Genomic DNA, 23,774 nt, shown 5'->3' with positions numbered 1-23,774 from the left:
CCCCTTTTCATTGAGGAATTATGTCTCAGTGCTAAAATATCCCGCATCGTATTTCTTCATCCACTACGTCTGGCGCAGACGTTATGAAAGGCATTCCAATGAGTAAAGTAAAAACCCGTTTCGCACCCAGCCCTACCGGCTACCTGCATGTGGGCGGCGCACGTACCGCTCTGTACTCCTGGCTGTACAGCCGTCACAACCACGGTGAATTTGTCCTGCGTATAGAAGATACTGATCTTGAACGCTCAACTCAGGAAGCTATCGACGCCATTATGGACGGGATGAACTGGCTGAATCTCGGCTGGGATGAAGGTCCGTATTACCAGACCAAACGCTTTGACCGCTACAATCAGGTGATCGACACCATGATTGAAAACGGTACGGCTTACCGCTGCTACTGTTCCAAAGAGCGCCTGGAAGCCCTGCGTGAAAAACAGATGGCAAATAATGAGAAGCCGCGTTACGACGGTTGCTGCCGTGATCACGCTCATAACCATACCGCGGATGAGCCGCATGTGGTGCGTTTCCGTAACCCGCAGGAAGGATCTGTTATTTTTGATGACAAAATCCGCGGGCCGATCGAATTCAGCAACCAGGAACTGGATGACTTAATCATCCGCCGTACTGATGGTTCCCCGACCTATAACTTCTGTGTGGTTGTCGATGACTGGGATATGGAAATCACCCATGTTATCCGTGGTGAAGACCATATCAACAACACACCGCGCCAGATCAACATCCTGAAAGCCCTCGGTGCGCCGGTACCGGAATATGCCCACGTATCCATGATCAACGGCGACGACGGCAAGAAATTATCCAAACGCCATGGTGCAGTGGGTGTGATGCAGTACCGCGATGACGGCTATCTGCCGCAGGCACTGCTGAACTACCTGGTGCGTCTGGGCTGGTCTCACGGCGATCAGGAAATCTTCAGCATTGAGGAAATGACGGAGCTGTTCACCCTGGAAGCCGTCAGCAAATCCGCCAGTGCATTCAATACTGAGAAATTACAGTGGCTCAACCACCACTACATTAACAGCATGCCTGCGGAAGAAGTGGCTGTTTACCTGCAATGGCATATTGAGAACGCCGGGATTGATACCCGCAACGGCCCTGAACTGGCAGACCTGGTCCGCCTGCTGGGCGAACGCTGCAAGACACTGAAAGAAATGGCGGAAACCTGCCGTTACTTCTATGAAGACTTTGACAGCTTCGATGCCGATGCCGCGAAAAAACACCTGCGCCCTGTTGCCCGTCAGCCGCTGGAAGTGGTTAAAGCCAAACTGGCTGCACTGACCACCTGGACACCGGAAGCTGTACACGAAGCCATTCAGACAACCGCTGATGAACTGGAAATCGGGATGGGTAAAGTCGGTATGCCGTTACGTGTTGCCGTGACCGGTGCCGGCCAGTCTCCGGGCCTGGATGTGACCGTACATGCGATTGGTCAGTCCCGCTCTCTGGCGCGTATCGATATGGCGCTGGCCTTTATTGCTGAGCGCGAAGCACAGTAATCATTGTCAACAGCCTGATACCCGGCCCTGTGCCGGGTATTTTTTTGTCATTTTACTGAATTGACGGCTTTTTCATCGGTCGCACACGAATTTCATATTAAGCCGTTGACAGCTCAGGGAACCTTGCCTATTATGCTGCGCGTCCGGTCGATTTTATCGGGGCTATAGCTCAGCTGGGAGAGCGCTTGCATGGCATGCAAGAGGTCAGGGGTTCGATCCCCCTTAGCTCCACCAAATCTTTGGTGACTGATAAATACCGTGACATCCGGTTTTCCGGGGCTATAGCTCAGCTGGGAGAGCGCTTGCATGGCATGCAAGAGGTCAGGGGTTCGATCCCCCTTAGCTCCACCAAATTCAAACCCCGGTCTCTGACCGGGGTTTTTCGTTTCTGCTTTCCTGTCATTGCGCGGTATACCCGCCATCCACCGGATAAAAACCGCCGGTACAAAAACGACTGTCATCTGATAACAGAAACACTACCATTTTTGCCACCTCTTCCCGTGTTGCCATCCGTTTCATCGGGTGACTCTCCGCCATCATTGCCTGTACATCCTGCGGTAACGCCAGAATATTTGGTGTCGCCACATAGCCGGGGCCGACCGCATTAATCCGCACGCCCTGTTCTGCATATTCCAGTGCCGCCGCGCGGGTCAGCCCGAGTACTGCGTGCTTGGCAGCGGTATAAGGTGCAATCCCCGCAATACCGGTGACTCCGTTACAGGCTGATAAATTCACCACCGCCCCGCCGCCGCTTTTGATAATGGCAGGAATAGCGAATTTCATCCCGAGAAATGTGCCGGTCACATCCGTAGCCATCACATCCTGCCAGGCCTCAAAATCGTAATCCTCAATCTTCACACCATGCGGCCCGGTGATCCCTGCATTGTTTACCAATCCGTGTAAAGCACCGAATTTATCTGACACTGTGCTCACCATCCGCTTACAGTCGCTCAGTTTACGTACATCTGCTTCTATTGCCAGCACGCTATCTCCCGTAGGATCCCACTCATTTATTGCCTTTTGCAGATGTTCCGGATTTCGCCCGGTAATCGCAATTTTAGCCCCTCTTTTAAGTAATTCACGGGCAATTCCTTCACCTACCCCGGTTGATGCACCGGTAACCAGGATAATCTTCTGTTGAAAGTCTGTCATAGCATCACCTTTTAATTAACTTTGGTTAACTAAAAGCTTAATTGATTAACTTTTGTTAATCAACTTTCTTTTCCTGATTTTGCCTTTCGGCTAAACTAAGGGTGAGGATAAAAGGGAGGTGATATGTCATTCAAGGAACTGGAAAATACACTGTCATTGTTACAGTGCACATTGGTAGCGCAACGGACCATCTGCTCACCTGAAAAGGTGACGTGGGCACAGTATGACGTAATGGAAATGTTGCGCCTTCAGGGGGATTTAACCCCGTCGGATTTAAGCCAGAAACTCGGGATTTCGCGCCAGAATGTCTCGAAATCATTACGGGCGCTGAAAAAACACCAGTTTGTTTCCCAGTATCAGTCGGAGACCGATAAACGGGAACTGGTGACCCAGCTGACACCGGAAGGTGAAGAGTTTCTGTCCCGCGCGGCAACAGGACGCACCCGCAATGCAGAAAAAGTATTTGCAAGTCTGGATGACGATGAACAGCGCCAGTTTCGTATACTGAGCCGGAAAGTCATCGATGCACTGACCCGGGATCAGTGAGCGGGACGTTTAAGCGGTTTTATCAGGCCACTTAAACCTTCGGTTTTAATCGCAAGGGTGAGTTGCATCAGCTGCCCCAGGCGCCCTTCCGGGAAACTGTCTTTACGGGCAAACCAGAGCAGGTATTCCTCGGGAAGGTCAATTAAACGGCAACCTTTGTATTTACCAAATGGCATAGCAGTGTTAGCGACTGCCACTAAATCTTCTTTCTCCATCATCTCTCCTGATGTGACTGAAACGGTCTTCTGCGGAAGACCGTTTTTCAGCCTGTCTGTCAGTTCAGCAGTGCAATAAACTCATCTTCATTGATCACTTTAATACCCAGCTCTTCCGCTTTGGCCAGCTTGGAGCCTGCAGCTTCCCCGGCAACCACCAGATCGGTTTTCTTCGAGACACTGCCGGTGACTTTCGCCCCCAGAGCCGTCAGACGATCTTTCGCCTCATCACGGGTCAGGATCTGCAGTGAGCCGGTCAGCACAACCACTTTACCGGCAAACGGGTTATCCAGTGCCGATGCATCTACCGCCACCACATCCGGCCAGCTGATACCGACATCTCCGGTCAGATCAGTGATAACCTCGCGGTTGTGCTGCTCGCGGAAGAAATTGACCACATGCTTCGCGACAACCTCCCCGACATCAGGAACGGCTTTCAGTGCTTCTGTATCCGCCTGCTGTAAGGCATCCAGGGTTCCGAAATGCTCTGCCAGATTGGCCGCCGTGGCTTCGCCGACTTCGCGGATCCCCAGCGCGTAAAGGAAACGGGCAAATGTAGTCTGTTTTGATGCCGCCAGCGCGTCAGTCAGTTTCTGTGCGGATTTCGGTCCCATGCGATCCAGCCCGGTCAGTTTGCCGGGGGTCAGACGCCACAGATCCGCCGGAGTCTTCACATACTCCGCATCCACCAGCTGGTCGATAATTTTATCCCCCAGCCCGTCCACATCCATGGCACGGCGGGACACAAAATGTTTGAGTGCTTCTTTGCGCTGTGCCCCGCAAATCAGACCGCCGGTACAGCGGGCAACCGCCTCGCCTTCCACCCGCTCAATATCTGACCCGCACACCGGGCAACTGAGCGGAAATTCAATATCCCGCGCATCCGCCGGACGCTCTGATTCCACCACACCCACCACCTGCGGGATCACATCCCCGGCACGGCGGATAACCACGGTATCGCCGATTTTCAGACCGAGACGGCTGATTTCATCCGCATTATGCAGTGTGGCATTACTGACCGTCACACCGGCCACCAGCACCGGCTCCAGACGGGCAACCGGGGTAATCGCACCGGTACGGCCGACCTGGAATTCCACATCACGGACAACGGTCATCTGTTCCTGGGCCGGGAATTTAAAGGCAGTCGCCCAGCGCGGGGCGCGGGACACAAAGCCCAGCGCCTCCTGGAGTGCAATGGAATCCACTTTAATCACCACGCCGTCAATATCAAAACCCAGCACCGGACGGCTCTCTTCCACCTTGTGATAGAAATCCAGCACCGCCTGACTGCCGGTGCAGCGCATCACACGATCACTGACCGGTAAGCCCCAGGCTTTAAATTGCTGCAGGCGATCATAGTGACTGCCCGGCAGTGTGCCGCCTTCCAGCACGCCCACGCCGTAACAGAAGAAAGTCAGCGGGCGTTTGGCTGTCACCGCCGGATCCAGCTGGCGCAATGAACCGGCTGCGGCGTTGCGCGGGTTAGCAAACACTTTGCCTCCGGTGCGGCGCGCTTCCTCATTCATCGCCTCAAAGCCTTTCTGCGGCATAAAGACTTCGCCGCGGATCTCAATACGCTGCGGGATATTTTCCCCGCGCAGTTTCAGCGGAATAGCGCGGATGGTCCGCACATTGGCGGTAATGTTTTCCCCGGTGGTACCGTCACCCCGGGTGGCTGCCTGCACCAGACTGCCGTTTTCATACAGCAGACTGACCGCCAGGCCGTCGAGTTTTAACTCACAGCAGAATGTCAGATCCTGCGTGTCTTTCAGACGGTCACGTACACGTTTGTCAAAGGCAAGATAACTCTCCTCATCAAACACGTTATCGAGTGACAGCATCGGAATCTCATGGCGCACCTGTTCAAATGCACTCAGCGGTGATGCCCCGACCCGCTGTGTCGGGGAGTCCGGTGTGATAAGTTCCGGATGCTCCGCTTCCAGCGCTTTCAGACGCTGCATCAGGCGATCATATTCCGCATCCGGCACTTCCGGGTTATCCAGCACGTGATAACAGTATTCATGATGGCGCAGTGTGGCGCGCAGCTGTTCAATGTCGTTTTCGTTATTTTTTGGCATCATAGTGATCTGCAATCTGTTTATACCTGAAAAAAACCCCCGTCATTGCGGGGGTTTTTGTGCGATTTGTGTGTCTCAGTTCTGTTTGGCGACGAGAACTTTGCGGATGCGCGCCTTGTACACCTCGATTTTCTGCGGTGTCAGCATTTTGCGCTCCTCATCCAGAACCACGCCGCCGACATCAGAGGCGATACGCTGAGCAGCCTGTAACATCAGCTTGAAGTTCTGGTTTGCGTCACCGTAAGACGGCACCATCATAAACATGGCCACGCCCGGGGTTTCGATCTCTTCCATCTGCTCCGGTACAAACGTGCCCGGATTCACCATATTGGCCAGACTGAATAACACCGGACCACTGCCTGCCGGATCGACATGGCGGTGATAGATGTTCATCGCCCCGAAACGGAACCCGGCCTGCTCGATAGCGGTGCGCAGAATATCACCTGCGACCATCTGTCCCGGATGGGCGGACACAAACAGTGCCAGCACAATCTCATTGTTCTCTGCACTGCTGCGCGGCGCTTCCTGAACCGGTTCCGGTTCAGTTACCGGCTCTTCTGTGTGAGGCATGTCAGTTTCAGCGGCAGTGATCACCGCGGCTGTTGTCATGACCTCGGGAGCCGGAGCTGCCGGTGCCTGTGCTTCCTGCTCAAGGGCATCAAATAATCCGATTTGCGGCTCTGTTTCCGGTGCTTTTACCGGCTGACGGCGCGGGCTCTGGGCTTTCGGCATCACAGGCGGTTCTTCCGGCTCTGATGACGGATACATTCTGCCGGCAGATAATAACGGATCCTGCTCATTCTGCGCTTCTGAATACGGAGAGACCTGCGGAGCCGGATCCTCCGGTAATACAGCAGAGTGACGGGAGCCGTGTGCCTCTGACATATCATCAGCGGCTTCATCCTGCGACTCGTATTTACGACGCTTCATGGGGCGCGCGCGAAACAGGGAAGAACGCTCTTTACGGCTCGTCCACAGTCCGTGAAGTAACAATGCGATGATTGCTACCGCACCCACAACGATTAATATCAGACGCAAATCTTGCATCAGTGCTATCTCTGTTGTTTAAATTAAAGGCCACCATGGCAAAATACTATCGTTTGATTACAAGAGTATTTGTCAATGATGTTAAGTTCAAGTCCCTGCACGAATTTCTTGCAATAAAGATCATTTAATTGCTCTTTTTGACTGATTTTTCATCCTGACATTTCATTTGTGGCCGGACAAATCAATAGTTCAGTCTGATAGTATAACGTTTTCCAATCATAGGAGTGAATAGGAAGTATGACAAATCCTGTCAGGCCGCTCAGCGGCTTTGCATATGTTGCACAGGGATGGCGGCTGATGATGCGTCCGGGTCTCCGGGCCTTCGTGATTCTGCCGTTGCTGGCCAATATCGTGGTTATGGGCGGTGCACTCTGGTGGTTGTTCAGTCAGTTCGGCGGGTGGATAGCCTGGCTGATGGATAAAGTACCGGGCTGGCTGCAGTGGCTGGATTATCTTATCTGGCCGGTGGCGGTGATTTCTGTGCTGCTGATTTTCAGCTATTTTTTCAGCACGATCGCCAATATCATCGCCTCGCCGTTTAACGGCTGGCTGTCGGAGAAACTGGAAGCGGAGCTCACCGGGCGTCCCGCACCGGATCAGGGCTGGGCAGATCTGATAAATGATATCCCGCGTATTCTGAAACGTGAGATGGTCAAACTGCTTTATTACATCCCGCGTGCCGTTATTCTGCTGATCCTGTTTTTCATTCCGGGGATCGGGCAGACACTCGCGCCGGTACTCTGGTTTATTTTCGGTGCCTGGATGATGTCCGTGCAGTACGGGGATTTCCCGTTTGATAACCACAAGGTCAGTTTTCCGGAAATGAAAAGCACACTGCGCCGCGATAATATGACCAATCTCCAGTTCGGTTCGCTGGTCAGTGTGCTGACCATGATCCCGTTTGTGAACCTGTTTATTATGCCTGCGGCGGTCTGCGGTGCCACCGCGCTGTGGGTGGATCGCTACCGCGCACAGTTTGTCCGCGACTGATCCGCAACCCCCTTCCGTGCAGGGCGGTTATCACACTGCCCTGCCGTTTTCCTGCTCCTTATACTTTTTCGCTATTGATCGTCTGTCCGGTTATAAGGATATGCCGATTATGTATTTCCTTTCCGCCGGTCAGCGGGTAATGTGGTTTTATATTTAGTCTGATTATGAATAACCCTATAAGGAAAACCGATGAGTAAGATATATGAAGATAATTCGCTAACCATTGGTCACACACCGCTGGTGCGCCTCAAACATTTCGGTCACGGCAATATCCTGGCGAAAGTCGAATCCCGTAACCCGAGTTTCAGCGTCAAGTGCCGTATCGGCGCCAATATGATCTGGGACGCGGAAAAGCGCGGTATCCTGAAACCGGGTGTGGAACTGGTCGAGCCGACCAGCGGTAACACCGGGATTGCACTGGCGTATGTTGCTGCCGCCCGTGGTTACAAACTCACCCTGACCATGCCGGATACCATGAGTATCGAACGCCGCAAACTGCTGAAAGCCCTGGGTGCCAACCTGGTACTGACCGAAGGCGCGAAAGGCATGAAAGGCGCGATTGAAAAAGCCGATGAAATCAGCGCGTCTGATCCGTCCCGCTATATTGTGTTACAGCAGTTCAGCAACCCGGCCAACCCGGCGATCCATGAAAAAACCACCGGTCCGGAAATCTGGGAAGACACTGACGGCAATGTGGATGTTGTGGTTGCCGGTGTCGGTACCGGCGGCACCATCACCGGTATCGCCCGTTACCTGAAAAACATCAAAGGGAAAAAAGACGTCACTATCGTGGCCGTCGAGCCGGAAGGCTCCCCTGTCATCACCCAGGCACTGGCCGGGGAAGAGATCAAACCGGGCCCGCACAAAATTCAGGGTATCGGTGCCGGTTTTATCCCGGGTAACCTGGATCTGAGCCTGATTGACCGCGTCGAGCTGGTCAGCAACGAAGATGCTTTCGCCACCGCCCGTAAACTGATGGAGCGCGAAGGTATTCTCGCCGGTATTTCATCCGGTGCGGCGGTAATTGCTGCGGAACGTCTCGCGAAAGAAGATAAATTCAAGGGCAAAAATATCGTGGTGATCCTGCCGTCTTCCGGTGAACGTTATCTGAGTACTGCGCTGTTCGCCGATATCAGTGAAAACTGATCAACTGAACGGATTCAGTCCCCGCCCTGCCTGACCTCGAAAGCACCCGCAAAGGGTGCTTTTTTTGTGCAACGGATCAAAGTTTGACACTCTGCGGGATGATTTTTGTGCGGTTGTTTAGTATTAAAAAAGTAATTATTTCACAGCTCAAAATAATGACACCAAATACGTATGTCGAATCTTCGGGTTGTGCTATTTTACTTGCTCCGGCTATGATTACTGTTATATGTCTTAATATTAACCGCCGATAAAAAATTCCAAACATGAGGTAACGCTATGTATCAGCAAGAAGTCACCATTACTGCACCTAACGGTCTGCACACCCGTCCTGCGGCTCAGTTTGTCAAAGAAGCCAAAACTTTCGCTTCTGACATCACCCTGACTTCCGGCGGCAAAAGCGCCAGCGCCAAAAGTCTGTTCAAGTTACAGACTCTGGGTCTGACACAGGGCACCGTGGTGACTATCGCCGCAGAAGGTGAAGATGAGCAGAAAGCAGTAGAGCACCTCGTCAAACTGATGGGTGAACTGGAGTAATCTCCTTCCGCCCTCACCTGTCAGGATCCCCGGCCACCGTCTCATGCCGGGGATAGTCCGTTTCCGGGTACGCTCACGCAGCCCGCTGCTGTACGTCCCCCAGTAAACTCAAAGGTATTATTATGGTTTCAGGAATCTCTGTTTCACCGGGTATCGCTTTTGGTAAAGCGTTGTTACTCAAAGAAGAACCTATCATTATCAGCCAGAAGTCGATTTCTGCTGAGCAGATTGATGCTGAAATCCGGCGTTTCACTGAAGGCCGCGCCAAAGCGTCCGCACAGCTGAATGCCATCAAAGAAACCGCTGAAAAAAATCTCGGTGCGGAAAAAGCCGAAATTTTTGAAGGTCATATCATGCTGCTCGAAGACGAGGAGCTTGAAAATGAAATCACCGACATCATCAAAAGCAAAAAAACCGCTGATTACGCGGTACACCAGGTGATTGAAGAACAGGCCACCGCCCTGGAAGGTCTGGATGATGAGTATCTGAAAGAACGCGCGGCCGATGTCCGCGACATCGGTAACCGTCTGCTGAAAAATATTCTCGGCATGCCGATTATCGACCTCAGCGCCATCGCTGAGGAAGTGATTCTGGTTTCCAAAGACCTGACACCGTCCGAAACCGCACAGCTGAACCTGAAAAAAGTGCTGGGTTTTATCACCGATATCGGCGGCCGGACCTCCCACACTTCCATCATGGCCCGCTCTCTGGAAATCCCTGCCGTGGTCGGTACCGGGAATGCCACTGAAAATATCAAAAGTGATGATTACCTGATCCTGGATGCGGTCAACAACACCATTTATCTCAATCCGTCAGAAGAAGACATTGAGCGCATGAAAGAAGTGCGCGATGACTATCTGGCGGAAAAAGCCGAACTGGCAAAACTCAAAGATCTTCCTGCTGTCACCCTCGATGGTCACCAGGTGGAAGTCTGTGCCAACATCGGTACCGTGCGCGATATGCCGGGTGCGGAGCGTAACGGCGCGGAAGGTGTCGGTTTATACCGCACCGAATTCCTGTTTATGGATCGCGACTCACTGCCGACGGAAGAAGAACAATTCCGCGCTTACAAAGAAGTCGCTCAGGCGATGCCGGATGAAGCCATTATTGTCCGCACCATGGACATCGGCGGTGACAAAGACCTGCCTTATATGAATCTGCCGAAAGAGGAAAACCCGTTCCTCGGCTGGCGTGCCATCCGTATCTGTCTGGATCGCCGTGAAATTCTCGACACCCAGCTGCGCGCGATTTTACGTGCCTCGGTTTTCGGAAAGCTGCGCATCATGTTCCCGATGGTGATTTCCGTCGAAGAAGTCCGCGAACTCAATAAGATAGTGGACGAAATGAAACAGCAGTTGCGGGATGAACAGAAACCTTTTGATGAAACTATTGAAGTTGGTATCATGGTGGAAACCCCGGCGGCAGCAGTTAATGCACGTCACATTGCAAAAGAAGTCGATTTTTTCAGTATTGGAACCAACGACCTGACGCAGTATACTCTGGCTGTGGATCGCGGAAATGAGCTGATTTCCCATCTCTACAACCCGATGTCTCCTGCGGTGCTGAACCTTATCAAACAAGTCATTGACGCTTCCCACGCGGAAGGGAAATGGACCGGAATGTGTGGTGAGCTGGCGGGTGATGAACGTGCAACTTTATTGTTGCTGGGCATGGGTTTAGATGAATTTAGTATGAGTTCTATTGCTATCCCGCGTATCAAGAAACTGATCCGCAATACGCATTATGAAGATGCGAAAGCACTGGCTGAACAGGCACTCGCTCAGCCGACGGCAACAGAACTGATGGCACTGGTGGAAACCTTCACCAAAGAAAAAACCCTGTGCTGAGAAAGCCAAATTCACGCCCGGTCCCGTATCAACATTTAGGAGAGTATTCATGGGTCTGTTTGACAAACTGAAGTCGCTGGTTTCGGATGATAAGAAAGACAGCGGCACGATTGACATCGTGGCGCCGCTGTCCGGTGAGATTGTGAATATCGAAGACGTGCCTGACGTTGTTTTCGCTGAAAAAATTGTCGGCGATGGTATTGCCATCAAACCGGCAGGGAATAAAATCGTTGCCCCTGTTGACGGTACAATCGGTAAAATTTTTGAAACTAATCACGCGTTCTCCATTGAATCGGACAGCGGAATTGAACTGTTTGTTCACTTCGGGATCGACACTGTCGAACTGAAAGGTGAAGGCTTCAAACGTATTGCGGAAGAAGGCCAGCGCGTACAAAAAGGCGACCTGGTACTTGAATTCGATCTGGCGCTTCTCGAAGAGAAAGCCAAATCCACCCTGACCCCGGTGGTTATCTCCAATATGGATGAAATCAAAGAGATGACCAAAATGACCGGCCCTGTCACTGTCGGCGAAACCGTTGTCATCAAAATCAAAAAATAACGGCTTCTGCATCACAGTCTGTACACTGAAAAACGGTTTCTGCGGAAGCCGTTTTTTTTCGTCCGTTTTCCTTTGATTGATTAATTCTGTTGTATTATCCCCTGCCTGTTGTCCGGAAATTACCGGAAAAGTATTTCTCACCTCAGTGAAATGCGCTAACATGATCTCCCGTGACGGTCCGCAATTTACGCAGATTACGCACTGCCTGATACGGCCGGATCCGCCGGAACCACGGGCGGGATAAACGGGAAGTTTTCATTTTCGTTCGTCACAAAATGGTAATGCTATGGAATTTAATTCAGTTCAGACACAGCAAATAAAGCAGAACATGCGCCTGTTCACTGAGCGCCTGTATCCGAATGGTCATATCCCCGATGAGTTCGATGTTCAGTACCGTACTGACAATAACAACATACTGATTTATCAGAAACAACTCGTCTGCCCGTGCGGCACCCCGCAAACCATTGAAAAACAAATTGCCAGACTGACCTGGTCAGAAGCTGATGATAACTGGCAGCTTTTTTATGTGGATAACAACAAATGGCAGCCTTATCCGGACTGCCCTGCCGGTACACTGAGTGCACTGCTGAAACAGGTTCTGGATGATAAATCCGACCGTTTTATTTTCAGTTAGTCACCACATCACACAATTAAGCCCCGTTAAGGGGTTTATTTGTGAATTTTGATCGTTTTCACGTATAGTGCTCATTACGCAGGTTACTATTACTACTAACTTATTTGCCGGCTTTCAGATTGCGAGGTATGTATGTATAAAACGATTATAGTTCCAATCGATATTTCCGAAACCGGGCTGACCCGCGAGGTGATCCCGACGATTCAGACATTAGCCAAATTTGAAAATGCCAAAATTCACTTTATAGCGGTGATCCCGTCATTCTCTCACTTTGCCTCTTTCGGTATTGCCTATGCCGCAACTCTGCCGGAAAAAGATGAAATTCTGGACAGCGCCAAAGAACAACTGGCGAAGATGGTCAGTGATTTTAATCTGCCTGCAGAGCAGTTTGAACTGCATGTGGTTTCCGGCTCACCGAAAGATCAGATTCTGAAACTGGCGGATACTCTGGAAAGCGACCTGATTGTCATCAGCTCACGCCGCCCGGATATGTCCACCTATCTGCTCGGCTCCAACGCCGCAGCGGTTGTACGCTACGCCCATACCTCGGTTCTGGTTGTCCGCTGATACGCGGCAGCGCCTGACTGAACGCCCGTTTTAACGGGCGTTTGTTTCTTTATTTTCCTGCAATCAGCAAAGAATCACTGCCGGGTGTACCAGTCACGGATAACCGCGAGGATCTGCGCGGTATGCCGGTTTCCGTCTGTATCTTTAAAATAGTGATCCAGATTATCAAAGGTTCTGAATGTCACCACCGGATTCTCCACCGCTTTCTGCATCTGCTTAAACGATGTGACACTGACATTGGTATCATTCAGCGTCTGAATAACCAGCACCGGTTTTGTCTGCCCGTTCAGTACCTGCTGCGCATCTGCCGCCAGAAATTCGCGCCACCAGCGCATCCCGTGCTGGCTGACCAGCATATCGTTCTCCACCTCATTGCGTTTTACCGCATCAGTAAATGCCAGAAAACCGGCTAACTGAGACTCCTCAAGTGGCTGAGGACTATTGCGGAAGCTGTCCGTGACATCATCCAGGAAAAAGCGCCCGCCACCGTTAACAGCCACCACCGCGTCAACCGCCGGTGATGCCAGCGCAGTGTGTTCAGCAACAGTCGCCCCTTCACTGCCGCCCAGCAGCAGCACGGTGTCATACTCCCCTTTCAGACGGTCGAGCACCGCAGCATAGTCGCTGACCCGCACCGACAGAGAATCATTGAACATGGTTTCCGCCGGGCAGTCTGCCCGCTCACCATCGCGGTCATTAAAAGGCAGCGCATCGGTAATACCGTATTTCTCCACCAGCAGAATGTCATGGTCCGGGAACGCGCCGCCGAAAGTATCCACCATAAAACGGTTGTTTTTAGCACTGTTACAATCAGAGCCCTGAATCAGCACCAGCAATTTGCGGGTGGGTTCCGCCTGCCGGTGCAACAGGTAGTAATGAACAGCACTGCCATCCTGACGGGCAAGGTTTTCTATCCGGACAGTCTCTTCCCCGGTATTTTGTGTTTCTGATGCCATTGCCGGAGCCATCAGCAGACAACCCAGCAGTGCACAGACGGCAGCCTTACGCATTCTTCATCCCTTCACATAAAACAGATAATTAAACAATGTGCGGAAACCGAGCTTCTGATACAGACTCAACCCTTCGGACGACGCTTCCAGATAACAATCCCCGATACACCGCTTCCGGCACAGTGTCAGTGCATAATCCAGCAACAGTGTGGCATAGCCGTTGCCCTGATATGCAGGAACAGTTCCGAGATCATCAATCCGCGCGCCGTATTCTGACAACGACAGCGTGATGCAGCTGACCGGTTTCCCCTGACACAACAGAACAGCATGGTACAGCTCAGCACCGTTTGCCATTGCCCGCTGATGATAGCTGATATAGTCACTGACGATACTAAAATCCGGAGCATCTTCCCCGTCATTCTCTCCCGCCGGAAAAGCGGCTTCCAGCGGCTCCGCCCACAACGAAAGCTGCTCATTTACCTCACGGATCTCACATCCGGCCGGAAGAACAGAGGACGGCAGCCACTCATCAACAGACAGATGCATAGCACTGGTTTCACCGTCCGCCTCATAACCCGCCGCCATAATCTGCGGGTGCAGTGTTTCTGCCGCGGATTTCTCTGCCACCAGGCAATGAGGTTTGTGATGTGGCATGAAAGGCTGCTGTGCCAGTGAGAACTCATTACTATCCGCACCGGCCTGCAGATAGATATAGTTAAAGACAGGCACCGGCAGCGGTGTCAGATAGCATTCTGCACGATCACTTACGGTGATGACATCCTGCGCGATACTGCGCCAGAAATGGCGCTCTGTCGCGCGGTAATTCTGTAAACTCATGGTGTCTCCGGAATGGTATAAGCATCGGCGGGATTTATTATCCCCACTCTATAATATAAGCCGTTATATACCTTATCGGAATGTTAAGACATTCCGGAGCCTGACACTCAGCCCCTGCGTATTGCCATAATCTGATGCACCACAATGCCCGCCAGCAATCCCCAGAAAGCTGAGCTGATACCCAGCAGCGTAATACCCGATGCCGTCAGCAGAAAACAGATAATCGCCGCATCCCGCCCTTTTTCATCTGCCAGCGACTGATGCAGGCTGTTCATCAGCGTGGTCAGCAGAGCAAGCCCGGCCAGGATCTGTATCAGAACCGCCGGAAAGGCATTGAACAGCATAAAAACCGCGCCGCCGAAAATCCCCGCCAGCAGATAAAATATCCCCGCCCAGACAGCTGCGGTATAACGCCGCGCCGGATCCGGGTGCACATCCGGTGCCATGCAAATCGCGGCGGTGATCGCCGCAATGCAGATACTGAACCCGCCCCACGGTGCCAGCAGGATAGCCGCCAGCGACGAGCAGCTCAGCAGCACAGAGGTGTGCGGCGGATAACCGTTAGCCTGTAAAATCGCAATCCCCGGCGCATTCTGCGAGGCCAGCGACACAATAAAAAACGGAATGCCGACACTGATCAGGGACGTCAGGGTAAATGACGGCATCACAAATTCCGGCAGCGCAAACACATTGCCGGCCCGGACAAAATGCAGATCGCCGCTCAGTCCGGTCACGGTGATACCGGTGATCAGGGCAGCAATAATAGCGTACAGCGGGAAAATCCGCCGCATCACCACATACGCGGCTATCATCGCGGCACACAGCACAAAGCTGGTATTCAGCGCACCGAACGCCGTCAGCCCGAAACGCAGCAGAATACCGGCCAGCATCGCCGAGGCCAGTGCGCGCGGGATATAATTCATCAGCCGGGCAAAAATACCGGTCACGCCACACAGAAACATCAGTCCGGAGGCAAAAATAAACACGCCGACGGCTTCATTGATGGTCACGCCGGACAAACTGGTTACCAGCAGCGCGATCCCCGGCGTAGACCAGGCGGTCAGCACCGGCATTTTATACCAGAGCGACAACCCGATCGTTGTCACCCCCATCCCGATCCCCAGCATCATCAGCCAGCCGCCGGTTTGTGCGGTATCAAGCCCCGCCACATCCAGCGCCTGCAGAATAATCGCCACTGAACTGGCATAGCCGACCAGCACCGCAACCAGGCCTGTCATCATCATTGCTGGAGAAAAGGCACGAAAAAATGTTAACTTACTCATAGGAACACACCATCGGATGTTATAGCAGACGATCGGACTCTATCACCGGATGCTATAACGGACAATGACATTTACCCGGAATAATGACAATTTATGCACGATATCACACCCGCTGTTGCAGAGACCTTTAAACAACTGCGTGCCGAACGCGGGCTGAGCCTCAGCCAGGCAGCACAACTGACCGGCGTCAGCAAAGCCATGCTCGGCCAGATTGAACGCGGGCAGTCCAGCCCGACAGTGTCCACACTGTGGAAAATCGCCACCGGCTTCAATGTCGCTTTCTCTGTTTTTCTGGAAGGCGCACAGCCGCAGGTGCAGGCGGGGCTTCATTCGTTTGCAACACTGCCGGTCTTTGAACAGACCCGCTCCGGGATGCGTGTCACACCGCTGATCCCGTTTGATGATGAACTGAAAACGGATTTACTGAAGATTGACCTGCTGCCGGGGGCGCTCAGTGAATCCGGCCCTCATGAACCCGGGGTTATCGAACATGTCATTATGCTGGAAGGTGCATTACAACTGCGGCTGGGGGATGAGTGGCATACCGTTTCTGCCGGGGAATCCCTGCGCTTTTATGCGGATATCCCGCACGCTTACGCCAATCCCGGTAAGACCATTGTGACACTGCATAATCTGATCCATTACCCGCGTCCGGCGGACAAATAAAAAAGCGGGGTATAATAAATATACCCCGCTTTGACTTAACGGATCGTCTTACTTTATTTGTAAAATAAAACCAAAATAAATACGTGTTCAGCTTAACTTATTATATATCATCCTTATACCAACCGGGATGATATGTTTATACTGAACAGAAAAGCATGCCATTCAGAATACTATCTTCTGTTATATATGGCGGTTTATTTATTGTTTAATTAAACACACTCAGGCATATCGCTATGCTGTCGTGATGTTTTCACTGGTGTTGTTACTACTACCTTTACGGCATTTTGGTGTTGTTCCAAATGACTGTCGCAGCAGTCTTTCTTGTGTCTTAAATACTATTATTATATCTGGTGTTATTAATATTATTGTTACTGCTTATTTTATTATTATTGCTGTTAGTCTTTGCTGTTTCTTTTTTATTAAGGGTATTACCAAACTGCGGGGGCATTATCGTACAGTGATCCTGAACCATTCTGAAATGAAATTACAGATTACGGTTAAAATATAAAAAAACCACCATTCCTGCCGGATACGGTGGCTTAAATACAGAATTAATTAACTTATTTCAGTATGTTGTCACACATCATCTGAAGTGTATTAATAAACCTTGCTGCATGAAAACCATCACAGACTGCATGATGAACCTGTACAGAAACAGGTAATAGTACGCGGTCACCTTCCTGCTGAAACTTTGCCATCGTAAAAACCGGGGCAAAGTAATCATCATTTCCGGTGATATTCAGATTAAATCCGTCAAAACTTACCCAGGGTAATGATGATATATTCAGGTGATTCTCCGGTAAATTTCCCTGCGGAAACAATCCGGTATCATGCTGATGTTCTGCTGTTACCGCATTATAACCTGCCATAAACTCGCTGAGATCCGGAAAATAACGGCAGGACAGTACGGAGAATGTTTCGGTTTCTTTATGAAAGACAGTAAAAACCGAGTCTGACTGATCCCAGTAAATCAGTTCATTGTCTTTCATTGCCATCCGGAACTCCGGAAACTGATTAACAGCCCGGGAGATCAGGTAAATCATCAGCGGATAAAACTTATAACCGGTTTCCGTCAGTGCGGTACGCGAAGCGGTAATATCGAGTTTGGTGGTCAGGCTGAATCCGCATTTAATCTGCTGACGATAAAGGGCAAAATGTTCCCTGCGATTCCAGGTATTCAGGTCAATCCGGGTAAAATTCATGGTTATTCCTTCTGATTAATAGTGAAAAATATTAATAATCAGAAGGCAGTCTGGTTGTCTCAATGGGTAACATTCCGTCCTCCGTAAGCTGTCTGGTATTCAGTAATAATACCCGATACGGGCTTAATCTGTATTAAGCCCGGCTTTATTTATTCCGGCCAGTCATCCGCAAACACATAGCGGATCAATTCTGCGGATTCACGGGGCGGTGCTCTCAGCACATCCGCCATTAAATCAATTTCCATCTGACAGGTTTGCAGCTTGTCTTCCGCCAGTACATACGGATCATCCGTCAGGAAACTATCGCCGTATTTATCCACCGACCCCTGTATTTGTGCCGAAAATAATGACTGAATTTCATCCGCAGAATAATGTGCAACCGGAGCCCCTTCACCGGCTGAATTCACCAGATCCAGCAACGCTCTGTTACCGATAATAAAGTCACGGTACCCGGCGGAAGCCTTTTTCATATCCGGCGGGCCTGATACTTCCGGATGCAGTACACGAAAGCAGAAGTCACCGGAGGTATCCTGCGCCAGTGCTTTCTGCAAAAATTCCAGCCGCATTTTCCCGTAATTAATCACCGCGTCATCCCCCGCGAGATAAAGCAGTTTTTTAATATTTTCGGTGGCCCACTGCTGCAGGCGCATATAATACTCTTCCCGTTTTTTCGAACCCTTACCCGCATTTCTGAAATCGGCAAAAAAGGCCCCGGACATAACGGGATCAACCTGATTGATGGCTTTTAGTGTCGGTACCATCTCAAGAACCTGAGTTTTTATCTGTTCATTTTTTTCCACCACCGCACTTTTAATAAAAAATGCAAAAAACAGCGCAATCAGTGACAGATAAACTATTTTCTTCCGGCTGATCACAATTTTGTTGGTAATCATTAATATAATCAGCAGGATAATCAGAAAAATAATCAGTACAGAAATCACAAAATAAACGGACATTCATCTCTCCGGTACAGGGGGACCATTCAGGCAGACAATTCTTTTTTAGTCAGATATTGGCAATAAAATAGGATCAGCCCGTGAGAACAGAAGATCTGTCCGGTTGAAACAATTCTCTGAAAATTCGTTTATTCATCCGGCATTCCATCCCGGTAACTATTTTCCCTGATGACCAGTATATGCCACCGGAACACGCTATTCTGAGAAAACTGTCACTAATCTGTTTTATTCCGCAAACAGAAAACCACCGGATGAGCGGTGGTTTTCTGTACTTATTGATATCTTACTCCCCCCGCTGCTTAATGCAGGTCTCTTTTATTTTTTGTATATTATTTTTCAGGGAGACCTGATGTTCTTTGGGAAAATAACTGTAATCCAGTGAAATATAAAAACGGGCGTTACGCATCATGACAAATAAACTGATTTCGTTTTCTTCAGATTTATAAATGAAATGTTCTTCGTCTGCTTTTTTGCTTTCCAGTATTGAAGGTTTCCCATATTCCGCTTCAAGATTGTGCTGCAATGTTTTCAGCAGTGTCTGATATGCCGCTTCATCATCTGTGGAATAAAAATAACCAATACCGACCAGCCCGCTGAAATCCGGCTGTCCGTACTGTGGTAAGAAGCGGAATTCGTACTCCCCCGCTTCATTTAATCCGCCGGAAAATGTTTTAGACGTCACTTTAGTCAGCGGGCAGACATATTCACTGTTATCCGTTTCAGACTGACTACCGAGCCGTGGTACCAACGCCTCTTCCGTCATTCCCCAGGTCAGACCGAAAGGAGCTGCATAACGCTCACCTTGTCCGTTATCCGCTGCTTTTGTTTTATCACAGGCACCCAGTAATAGTGACGCTGCAACCAATGCAGAAATTATCGTTATTTTTTTCATTGTTCAGTATATCCGCTGATTTAATGATGACGTTATCCCGCCATATTTGACTTATCATTTAATCCGGCTGTTTTCCGGCAACAAACAATATCAATCCTGAATAAAAGTACCAGCAAAAAATAAAGCCTCCGTAAAGGAGGCCCGTATCAGATCCCGGTGTTTTTATTGGCGTAAAAACGGCAGTACTACATCCATCAGTTGTTCAGGACACTCTTCCGTCACAAAATGACCGCATTCACTGAGTATCGCGCCCTGCAAATTCACCGCTCTTCCCTGCATTGTCAGCTGCGGGGCATCACGGGTCGCGTGATCAGCACCGATGGCCAGAACCGGCATAGTCAGTTTTTTCTCTGCCCGCCGCTTATTCTGCGCGATGGTCTGCGGAATAGCCCGGTAATAGGCAAACCCGGCACGCAGTCCGCCCGGAGAAGAATAGGCATCGATATACGTCTGTGCGGCAACGCGGTCACGGCGGTACGCCCAGTGGTCAAAAATAAAATTCAGATACTCCCGCTCTTTACCGGCGGTCAGCGTTTCCGGTAAATCCTGAACCTGATTAAACATAAAGTGCCAGAGGAAAATATTCTCCTCCGGATCAACAAAAATACCCGGAGCCGGTGCCAGACCCGGAATAACAGCCTCGGTCAGGACGATTTTTTTAATATCTGCCGGATAGTCACCGGCCAGCGCATAACCGACCCACATCCCGATATCATGACCAACTACCGAATAGGTTTTATAACCCAGCTGATTCATCATGGTATGTAACGTTGTGGCCACCGCACCGGTATCATAGCCACTGTCCGGCCGGGCAGAAAAACCGGTTCCCGGCGGATCCACCGCTATCGCCATATATCCCTGTGCTGCCAGCCCTGTTATCACATAACGCCATGTGTACCAGGTCTGCGGCCAGCCGGGGATCAGCAACACCGGTTCGCCTTTTCCCGCCGTCACATAATGTATCCGCTGCCCCGCCACATCCGTATAGTGATGCTGAAAATCCGCCTCATTCACCTGTGCTGTTACCGGCGGTTTCGGTGTATTCTCCGCAAGCACATTATTGTGGATTGCGAAAGTCATTACCGCTGCCAGTAATACCTTACCGAATAATGTATTCATACCTGTTCCGTATAAGTCATAAGTTAAAAAGTCTCCGCAGCAGCCCGTCAAAACGGATGTTGCCTGCAACGAAATTCAATTATTTGTCGATCGACAATTAATAGGTTAACGAGATATCCAAATCTTTGTCAATCACTAAAAAATAATTCTTTGTTAAACGATAAAGAACTGGTAGCATTTGCCTCAGATAAACTATACGGAGAAAATATGATGGCCGGCAGACCACGGGAATTTGATCGCGAAGTTGCATTACGCAAGGCTGAACAGGTGTTCTGGCAGCGCGGTTATGAAGGAACATCCATGTCTGATCTGGTTGCGGCGCTGGGTATTGCATCCGCCCGGATCTATGCGGCCTTCGGGTCGAAAGAAAATCTGTTCCGGGAGGCGATAGCCCTTTATCTGGCGGAAGAAGGTGCATTTGCGGATGCGGCGCTGAAAGAGCCGGATACCCGCAGTGCTATCAAAAAGCTGCTTACCGGTGCCGTTGATACCTACACCCGGGATGACCGGCCGCACGGCTGTATGGTGGTGCTGTCACTGACCAATTATTCTGCTGATAATGAAGCCATTATGCACTGGCTGGCAGACCACCGCCGGGAACGGACAAGCGGGATCATACAGCGTCTGCGCCGGGGGGCTGAGTCCGGTGATTTACCGGAACATACGGATACACAGGCACTCGGGGACTATGTGGCAACACTGCTGCACGGAATTTCTGTCCAGGCTCGGGATGGTGTCAGCCGTGACCGCCTGCTGGCCATGACAGAGATTGCCATGCACATGTTTGATCTCATGACCGCCTCACCGGCCACACACTGAATCTGTTTCTGTCTGCAGGAGAATCTCTGATGTCCTCTTCCGTCCGCCCGATCTGCACATGGCTTTCCGCCTCCCAGCCCGCATCCGGTGAAGCATTGCCGTTTCCGCCGGATATGCCGGCCATCACCGGCAATCAGACACTCCGGCAGTCATTGCGTATCAGCACAGGCGGGCAGAAACTGCAGCTGGTGTTTTCCAACCGCTACGGCACACAGCCACTGGTGACAGGTGAAAGTTATCTCTCCGTTCCCGGCCAGTACCGTGCAATACCGGTCACCTTTGGCGGACAGCAGGGTGCGGTGATCCCTGCCGGTGATATCCTGTGCAGTGATGAAATTGCACTGCATGTTCCGTCATTATCGGAGCTCACGCTGAGAACCTTTCTGCCGGAGCCGGTACCGCTTAATACCTTCCACTGGGATGCCCGTCATTTCTCTTTACTGGAACCGGGTAACCGGACGCGACAGGAAGAGGCCGGAAACGGTGAGGCTGTCAGTTCCCGCCTTTTACTCGAAAGTGTGCTGATTCAGCCGGAATCAGAAGCCCGCACACTCGTGGTGATCGGCGATTCAATGGTTGACGGCAACGGCGTGGACATGGACACATACAGCCGCTGGACTGATTATCTGGCAGAGCGTTTTATTGACGAAAACATTGCCGTGGTGAATGCCGGACAATCGGGTTCGCGCCTGCTGAAAGACGGCATCGGCATCAGTACATTATCGCGGTTTGAGCGTGATGTGCTGATGCAACCCGGTGTTACCGCCTGTATCGTGCAGGTCGGATTAAATGATATCGGCCTGGCGGGAACCGATTTGGACCCGGCGGGTTCTGTGCCTTCGGCAGCGGATGTGATTACGGGATTCCGGCAATTGCTGACCATGGCGCGGGGAAAAAATATCCGTATGACCGTCGTCACCCTGGTACCACTACGCGGAACCGGTGAGTATGGTATGACCGGTTTTTATTCACCGGAAAAAGAGGCTGTACGGCAGGATATAAACCACTGGATGCGCACAAGCGGCGAGTTTGATGCTGTTATTGACAGCGACCGGCTGGTACGCGACCCGGTCAGTCCTCAGCAGCTCAGTACGGACTATGATTCAGGGGATCACCTTCATCTTAATAATAAAGGACACCGGCTGGTTGCACAGTCTGTCCCGCTGACGGTTATCCGGCCCTGATATCAGAAAGCCCCGCTGTTTCAGCGGGGCTTCGGGTATAATCGCTAACTCTTTGATAAGTAATGGTGCCGGATACCGGATTCGAACTGGTGACCTTTTCATTACGAAACCGAAGATTTATTAAAATACAACACGTTACACCGCATCTTTTCTCGCTCTCACGTACCAAGATGCATAAAGTTACCTGCTGATACGCAAGCATGCAAAATGTTCCGCGTCCCAAACTCGTCCCAATATCCCTTCTCCTGCTATACTCCCATCATCACCCATCACTCCGAAACCAACATGCACAACATAGCCAACCTGCCACAAGACGAAAAAGACAAAATTAATGCCGATTTAGCCGCATCCGGTATCGCGTACAAAGAAAGACTCGGACTGCCGTATGATCTGTACGAAACAGAAAACCAGCAGCCCGAGCATTTACGCCAGTACTTCAGAGAGAGACTGGAGCACTACAGGGAGATTGGGAAAAGGCTTCCGCGTGGGTTCGAGTATGAGAGGGAGTGATCATGTCACGTTCATGCTGACCTATCTTAATAAGACCCGAAAGATGATTCTGAGTTTCCAAACCAGTCCCCGCCTTCAAGTTCGACATTCCAATAACCACTTGGTGATTGACCGGGCCATGTAATATCGAATATCAGGTATATTCCTCCAGCATATGCAATGTCACCGGATGTAAAGTTCTGCTTGTGAATACGTGCGTTATAGTCATAGATATTTTCGATTGGCTGGTTATTTCCATATGCACCAGCTGCAACGATAGTATTCCTTTCCGCTGTAGCTATACTGCATGAAATCGACGGGGTTTTATCCTGATCTATCGTTGATTTTAAGATTGATACTTTAAATGACCCATCTGTTCCTGAAGTTTTGCTTACAAGGCATTCTATATACCACCCCTTCTCGTTTGTAATAATTAATTTCGCCGGCACTGTATTGTAGAAAAATGGCGATGATGCCGCTGCTACCCCAGGACCCGTACCCAACACACACTGTGGCGCTCTCATGTGGAATTGTGTCAGAGTAACCGG

The 23,774-nt window shown here is 50.8% G+C and carries 25 protein-coding genes and 2 tRNA genes; 15 read left to right on the top strand and 12 right to left on the bottom strand.

The genetic code is table 11. From position 1 onward, the window contains the following. The first annotated feature begins 98 nt into the window (after positions 1 to 98). From gltX to HMPREF3119_RS00590, 3 genes are all read left to right on the top strand, one after another. Entirely contained in the window at positions 99 to 1,514 is a 1,416-nt protein-coding gene (gene gltX, locus HMPREF3119_RS00600; RefSeq protein ID WP_024473501.1) for a glutamate--tRNA ligase, read from the top strand. A 158-nt stretch (positions 1,515 to 1,672) separates the two neighbouring features. Continuing rightward, positions 1,673 to 1,748, top strand: a tRNA-Ala gene (locus HMPREF3119_RS00595). A 41-nt stretch (positions 1,749 to 1,789) separates the two neighbouring features. Continuing rightward, positions 1,790 to 1,865 (top strand) — tRNA-Ala (locus tag HMPREF3119_RS00590). A 48-nt stretch (positions 1,866 to 1,913) separates the two neighbouring features. On the opposite strand, the gene HMPREF3119_RS00585 is transcribed toward HMPREF3119_RS00590, so the two are convergent. Further along, positions 1,914 to 2,666: an SDR family NAD(P)-dependent oxidoreductase gene (locus HMPREF3119_RS00585; protein WP_070577995.1), complete on the bottom strand. Its 753-nt coding sequence runs from the start codon at positions 2,664 to 2,666 to the stop codon at positions 1,914 to 1,916. 123 nt (positions 2,667 to 2,789) lie between these two features. Here HMPREF3119_RS00585 and HMPREF3119_RS00580 point away from each other — a divergent pair, with 123 nt between their 5' ends. After that, positions 2,790 to 3,212, top strand: a complete 423-nt coding sequence (locus HMPREF3119_RS00580) for a MarR family winged helix-turn-helix transcriptional regulator (RefSeq protein ID WP_015422864.1) — start codon at positions 2,790 to 2,792, stop codon at positions 3,210 to 3,212. Here the strand turns inward: HMPREF3119_RS00580 and HMPREF3119_RS00575 are convergent. The 3 genes from HMPREF3119_RS00575 to zipA form a co-directional block, all read right to left on the bottom strand. After that, entirely contained in the window at positions 3,206 to 3,427 is a 222-nt protein-coding gene (locus tag HMPREF3119_RS00575; protein WP_004240260.1) for a DUF3820 family protein, read from the bottom strand. The genes HMPREF3119_RS00580 and HMPREF3119_RS00575 overlap by 7 nt on opposite strands. Before the next feature lie 59 nt (positions 3,428 to 3,486). After that, positions 3,487 to 5,508 (bottom strand): NAD-dependent DNA ligase LigA, encoded by a 2,022-nt coding sequence (gene ligA / locus HMPREF3119_RS00570; RefSeq protein WP_079549351.1) that lies wholly within the window; start codon positions 5,506 to 5,508, stop codon positions 3,487 to 3,489. 72 nt (positions 5,509 to 5,580) lie between these two features. Then, positions 5,581 to 6,555 carry a cell division protein ZipA gene (gene zipA / locus HMPREF3119_RS00565; RefSeq protein WP_036415376.1) on the bottom strand — a complete coding sequence of 325 codons (975 nt, stop codon included), beginning with the start codon at positions 6,553 to 6,555 and terminating at the stop codon, positions 5,581 to 5,583. Between the two features lie 234 nt (positions 6,556 to 6,789). Between zipA and cysZ the strand changes: the two genes are divergently transcribed. From cysZ to uspF, 7 genes are all read left to right on the top strand, one after another. Beyond that, entirely contained in the window at positions 6,790 to 7,542 is a 753-nt protein-coding gene (gene cysZ / locus HMPREF3119_RS00560; protein WP_004240257.1) for a sulfate transporter CysZ, read from the top strand. A 189-nt stretch (positions 7,543 to 7,731) separates the two neighbouring features. Continuing rightward, entirely contained in the window at positions 7,732 to 8,688 is a 957-nt protein-coding gene (cysK, locus tag HMPREF3119_RS00555; RefSeq protein ID WP_004240255.1) for a cysteine synthase A, read from the top strand. A gap of 276 nt (positions 8,689 to 8,964) precedes the next feature. Further along, the gene (gene ptsH / locus HMPREF3119_RS00550; RefSeq protein ID WP_004240254.1) at positions 8,965 to 9,222 is read left to right on the top strand and encodes a phosphocarrier protein Hpr; all 258 of its coding nucleotides are present in this window, start codon (positions 8,965 to 8,967) and stop codon (positions 9,220 to 9,222) included. A 122-nt stretch (positions 9,223 to 9,344) separates the two neighbouring features. Then, on the top strand, positions 9,345 to 11,069 hold the full coding sequence (gene ptsI / locus HMPREF3119_RS00545) for a phosphoenolpyruvate-protein phosphotransferase PtsI (RefSeq protein ID WP_004240253.1): 1,725 nt from the start codon (positions 9,345 to 9,347) through the stop codon (positions 11,067 to 11,069). Positions 11,070 to 11,118: 49 nt separating this feature from the next. Then, complete coding sequence (gene crr / locus HMPREF3119_RS00540) at positions 11,119 to 11,628, top strand: PTS glucose transporter subunit IIA (RefSeq protein ID WP_004240252.1); 510 nt, start codon at positions 11,119 to 11,121, stop codon at positions 11,626 to 11,628. A gap of 286 nt (positions 11,629 to 11,914) precedes the next feature. Next, on the top strand, positions 11,915 to 12,262 hold the full coding sequence (locus HMPREF3119_RS00535) for a DUF3024 domain-containing protein (protein WP_004240248.1): 348 nt from the start codon (positions 11,915 to 11,917) through the stop codon (positions 12,260 to 12,262). 132 nt (positions 12,263 to 12,394) lie between these two features. After that, positions 12,395 to 12,829, top strand: a complete 435-nt coding sequence (gene uspF, locus HMPREF3119_RS00530) for a universal stress protein UspF (RefSeq protein ID WP_004240247.1) — start codon at positions 12,395 to 12,397, stop codon at positions 12,827 to 12,829. Between the two features lie 74 nt (positions 12,830 to 12,903). Here the strand turns inward: uspF and HMPREF3119_RS00525 are convergent, their stop codons facing one another. The 3 genes from HMPREF3119_RS00525 to HMPREF3119_RS00515 all read right to left on the bottom strand — a co-directional run bounded on the left by HMPREF3119_RS00525 (position 12,904) and on the right by HMPREF3119_RS00515 (position 15,899). Beyond that, complete coding sequence (locus HMPREF3119_RS00525; RefSeq protein ID WP_070577992.1) at positions 12,904 to 13,839, bottom strand: alpha/beta fold hydrolase; 936 nt, start codon at positions 13,837 to 13,839, stop codon at positions 12,904 to 12,906. 3 nt (positions 13,840 to 13,842) lie between these two features. Further along, positions 13,843 to 14,616, bottom strand: a complete 774-nt coding sequence (locus tag HMPREF3119_RS00520; protein WP_046024865.1) for a GNAT family N-acetyltransferase — start codon at positions 14,614 to 14,616, stop codon at positions 13,843 to 13,845. A gap of 107 nt (positions 14,617 to 14,723) precedes the next feature. Continuing rightward, positions 14,724 to 15,899: a benzoate/H(+) symporter BenE family transporter gene (locus tag HMPREF3119_RS00515; protein WP_206426455.1), complete on the bottom strand. Its 1,176-nt coding sequence runs from the start codon at positions 15,897 to 15,899 to the stop codon at positions 14,724 to 14,726. A gap of 93 nt (positions 15,900 to 15,992) precedes the next feature. Here HMPREF3119_RS00515 and HMPREF3119_RS00510 point away from each other — a divergent pair, with 93 nt between their 5' ends. Then, the gene (locus tag HMPREF3119_RS00510) at positions 15,993 to 16,565 is read left to right on the top strand and encodes a helix-turn-helix domain-containing protein (RefSeq protein ID WP_004903993.1); all 573 of its coding nucleotides are present in this window, start codon (positions 15,993 to 15,995) and stop codon (positions 16,563 to 16,565) included. A 560-nt stretch (positions 16,566 to 17,125) separates the two neighbouring features. Here HMPREF3119_RS00510 and catA read toward each other — a convergent pair. The 4 genes from catA to HMPREF3119_RS00490 all read right to left on the bottom strand — a co-directional run bounded on the left by catA (position 17,126) and on the right by HMPREF3119_RS00490 (position 20,734). Beyond that, the gene (catA, locus tag HMPREF3119_RS00505) at positions 17,126 to 17,767 is read right to left on the bottom strand and encodes a type A chloramphenicol O-acetyltransferase (RefSeq protein ID WP_070577988.1); all 642 of its coding nucleotides are present in this window, start codon (positions 17,765 to 17,767) and stop codon (positions 17,126 to 17,128) included. Positions 17,768 to 17,916: 149 nt separating this feature from the next. Then, positions 17,917 to 18,723 carry a hypothetical protein gene (locus tag HMPREF3119_RS19570; protein WP_004903991.1) on the bottom strand — a complete coding sequence of 269 codons (807 nt, stop codon included), beginning with the start codon at positions 18,721 to 18,723 and terminating at the stop codon, positions 17,917 to 17,919. A gap of 283 nt (positions 18,724 to 19,006) precedes the next feature. After that, the gene (locus HMPREF3119_RS00495; RefSeq protein WP_070577985.1) at positions 19,007 to 19,615 is read right to left on the bottom strand and encodes a hypothetical protein; all 609 of its coding nucleotides are present in this window, start codon (positions 19,613 to 19,615) and stop codon (positions 19,007 to 19,009) included. A gap of 162 nt (positions 19,616 to 19,777) precedes the next feature. Then, entirely contained in the window at positions 19,778 to 20,734 is a 957-nt protein-coding gene (locus HMPREF3119_RS00490) for an alpha/beta fold hydrolase (protein WP_070577981.1), read from the bottom strand. A 210-nt stretch (positions 20,735 to 20,944) separates the two neighbouring features. On the opposite strand from HMPREF3119_RS00490, the gene HMPREF3119_RS00485 reads away from it, so the two are divergent. From HMPREF3119_RS00485 to HMPREF3119_RS00475, 3 genes are all read left to right on the top strand, one after another. Continuing rightward, the gene (locus tag HMPREF3119_RS00485) at positions 20,945 to 21,553 is read left to right on the top strand and encodes a TetR/AcrR family transcriptional regulator (protein ID WP_036415943.1); all 609 of its coding nucleotides are present in this window, start codon (positions 20,945 to 20,947) and stop codon (positions 21,551 to 21,553) included. 29 nt (positions 21,554 to 21,582) lie between these two features. Beyond that, on the top strand, positions 21,583 to 22,737 hold the full coding sequence (locus HMPREF3119_RS00480; protein WP_070577978.1) for an SGNH/GDSL hydrolase family protein: 1,155 nt from the start codon (positions 21,583 to 21,585) through the stop codon (positions 22,735 to 22,737). Between the two features lie 285 nt (positions 22,738 to 23,022). Continuing rightward, positions 23,023 to 23,247 (top strand): DNA polymerase III subunit theta, encoded by a 225-nt coding sequence (locus tag HMPREF3119_RS00475; protein ID WP_070577974.1) that lies wholly within the window; start codon positions 23,023 to 23,025, stop codon positions 23,245 to 23,247. 26 nt (positions 23,248 to 23,273) lie between these two features. Here HMPREF3119_RS00475 and HMPREF3119_RS19260 read toward each other — a convergent pair. Then, positions 23,274 to 23,774: hypothetical protein (locus tag HMPREF3119_RS19260; protein WP_168162270.1), on the bottom strand; the 501-nt coding region annotated here is incomplete at its 5' end.

The organism is Morganella sp. HMSC11D09 (assembly GCF_001807955.1).
Taxonomy (GTDB): domain Bacteria; phylum Pseudomonadota; class Gammaproteobacteria; order Enterobacterales; family Enterobacteriaceae; genus Morganella; species Morganella morganii.
Note: the sequence above shows the minus strand (reverse complement) of the source record. Positions and strands in the feature narration are given on the sequence as shown.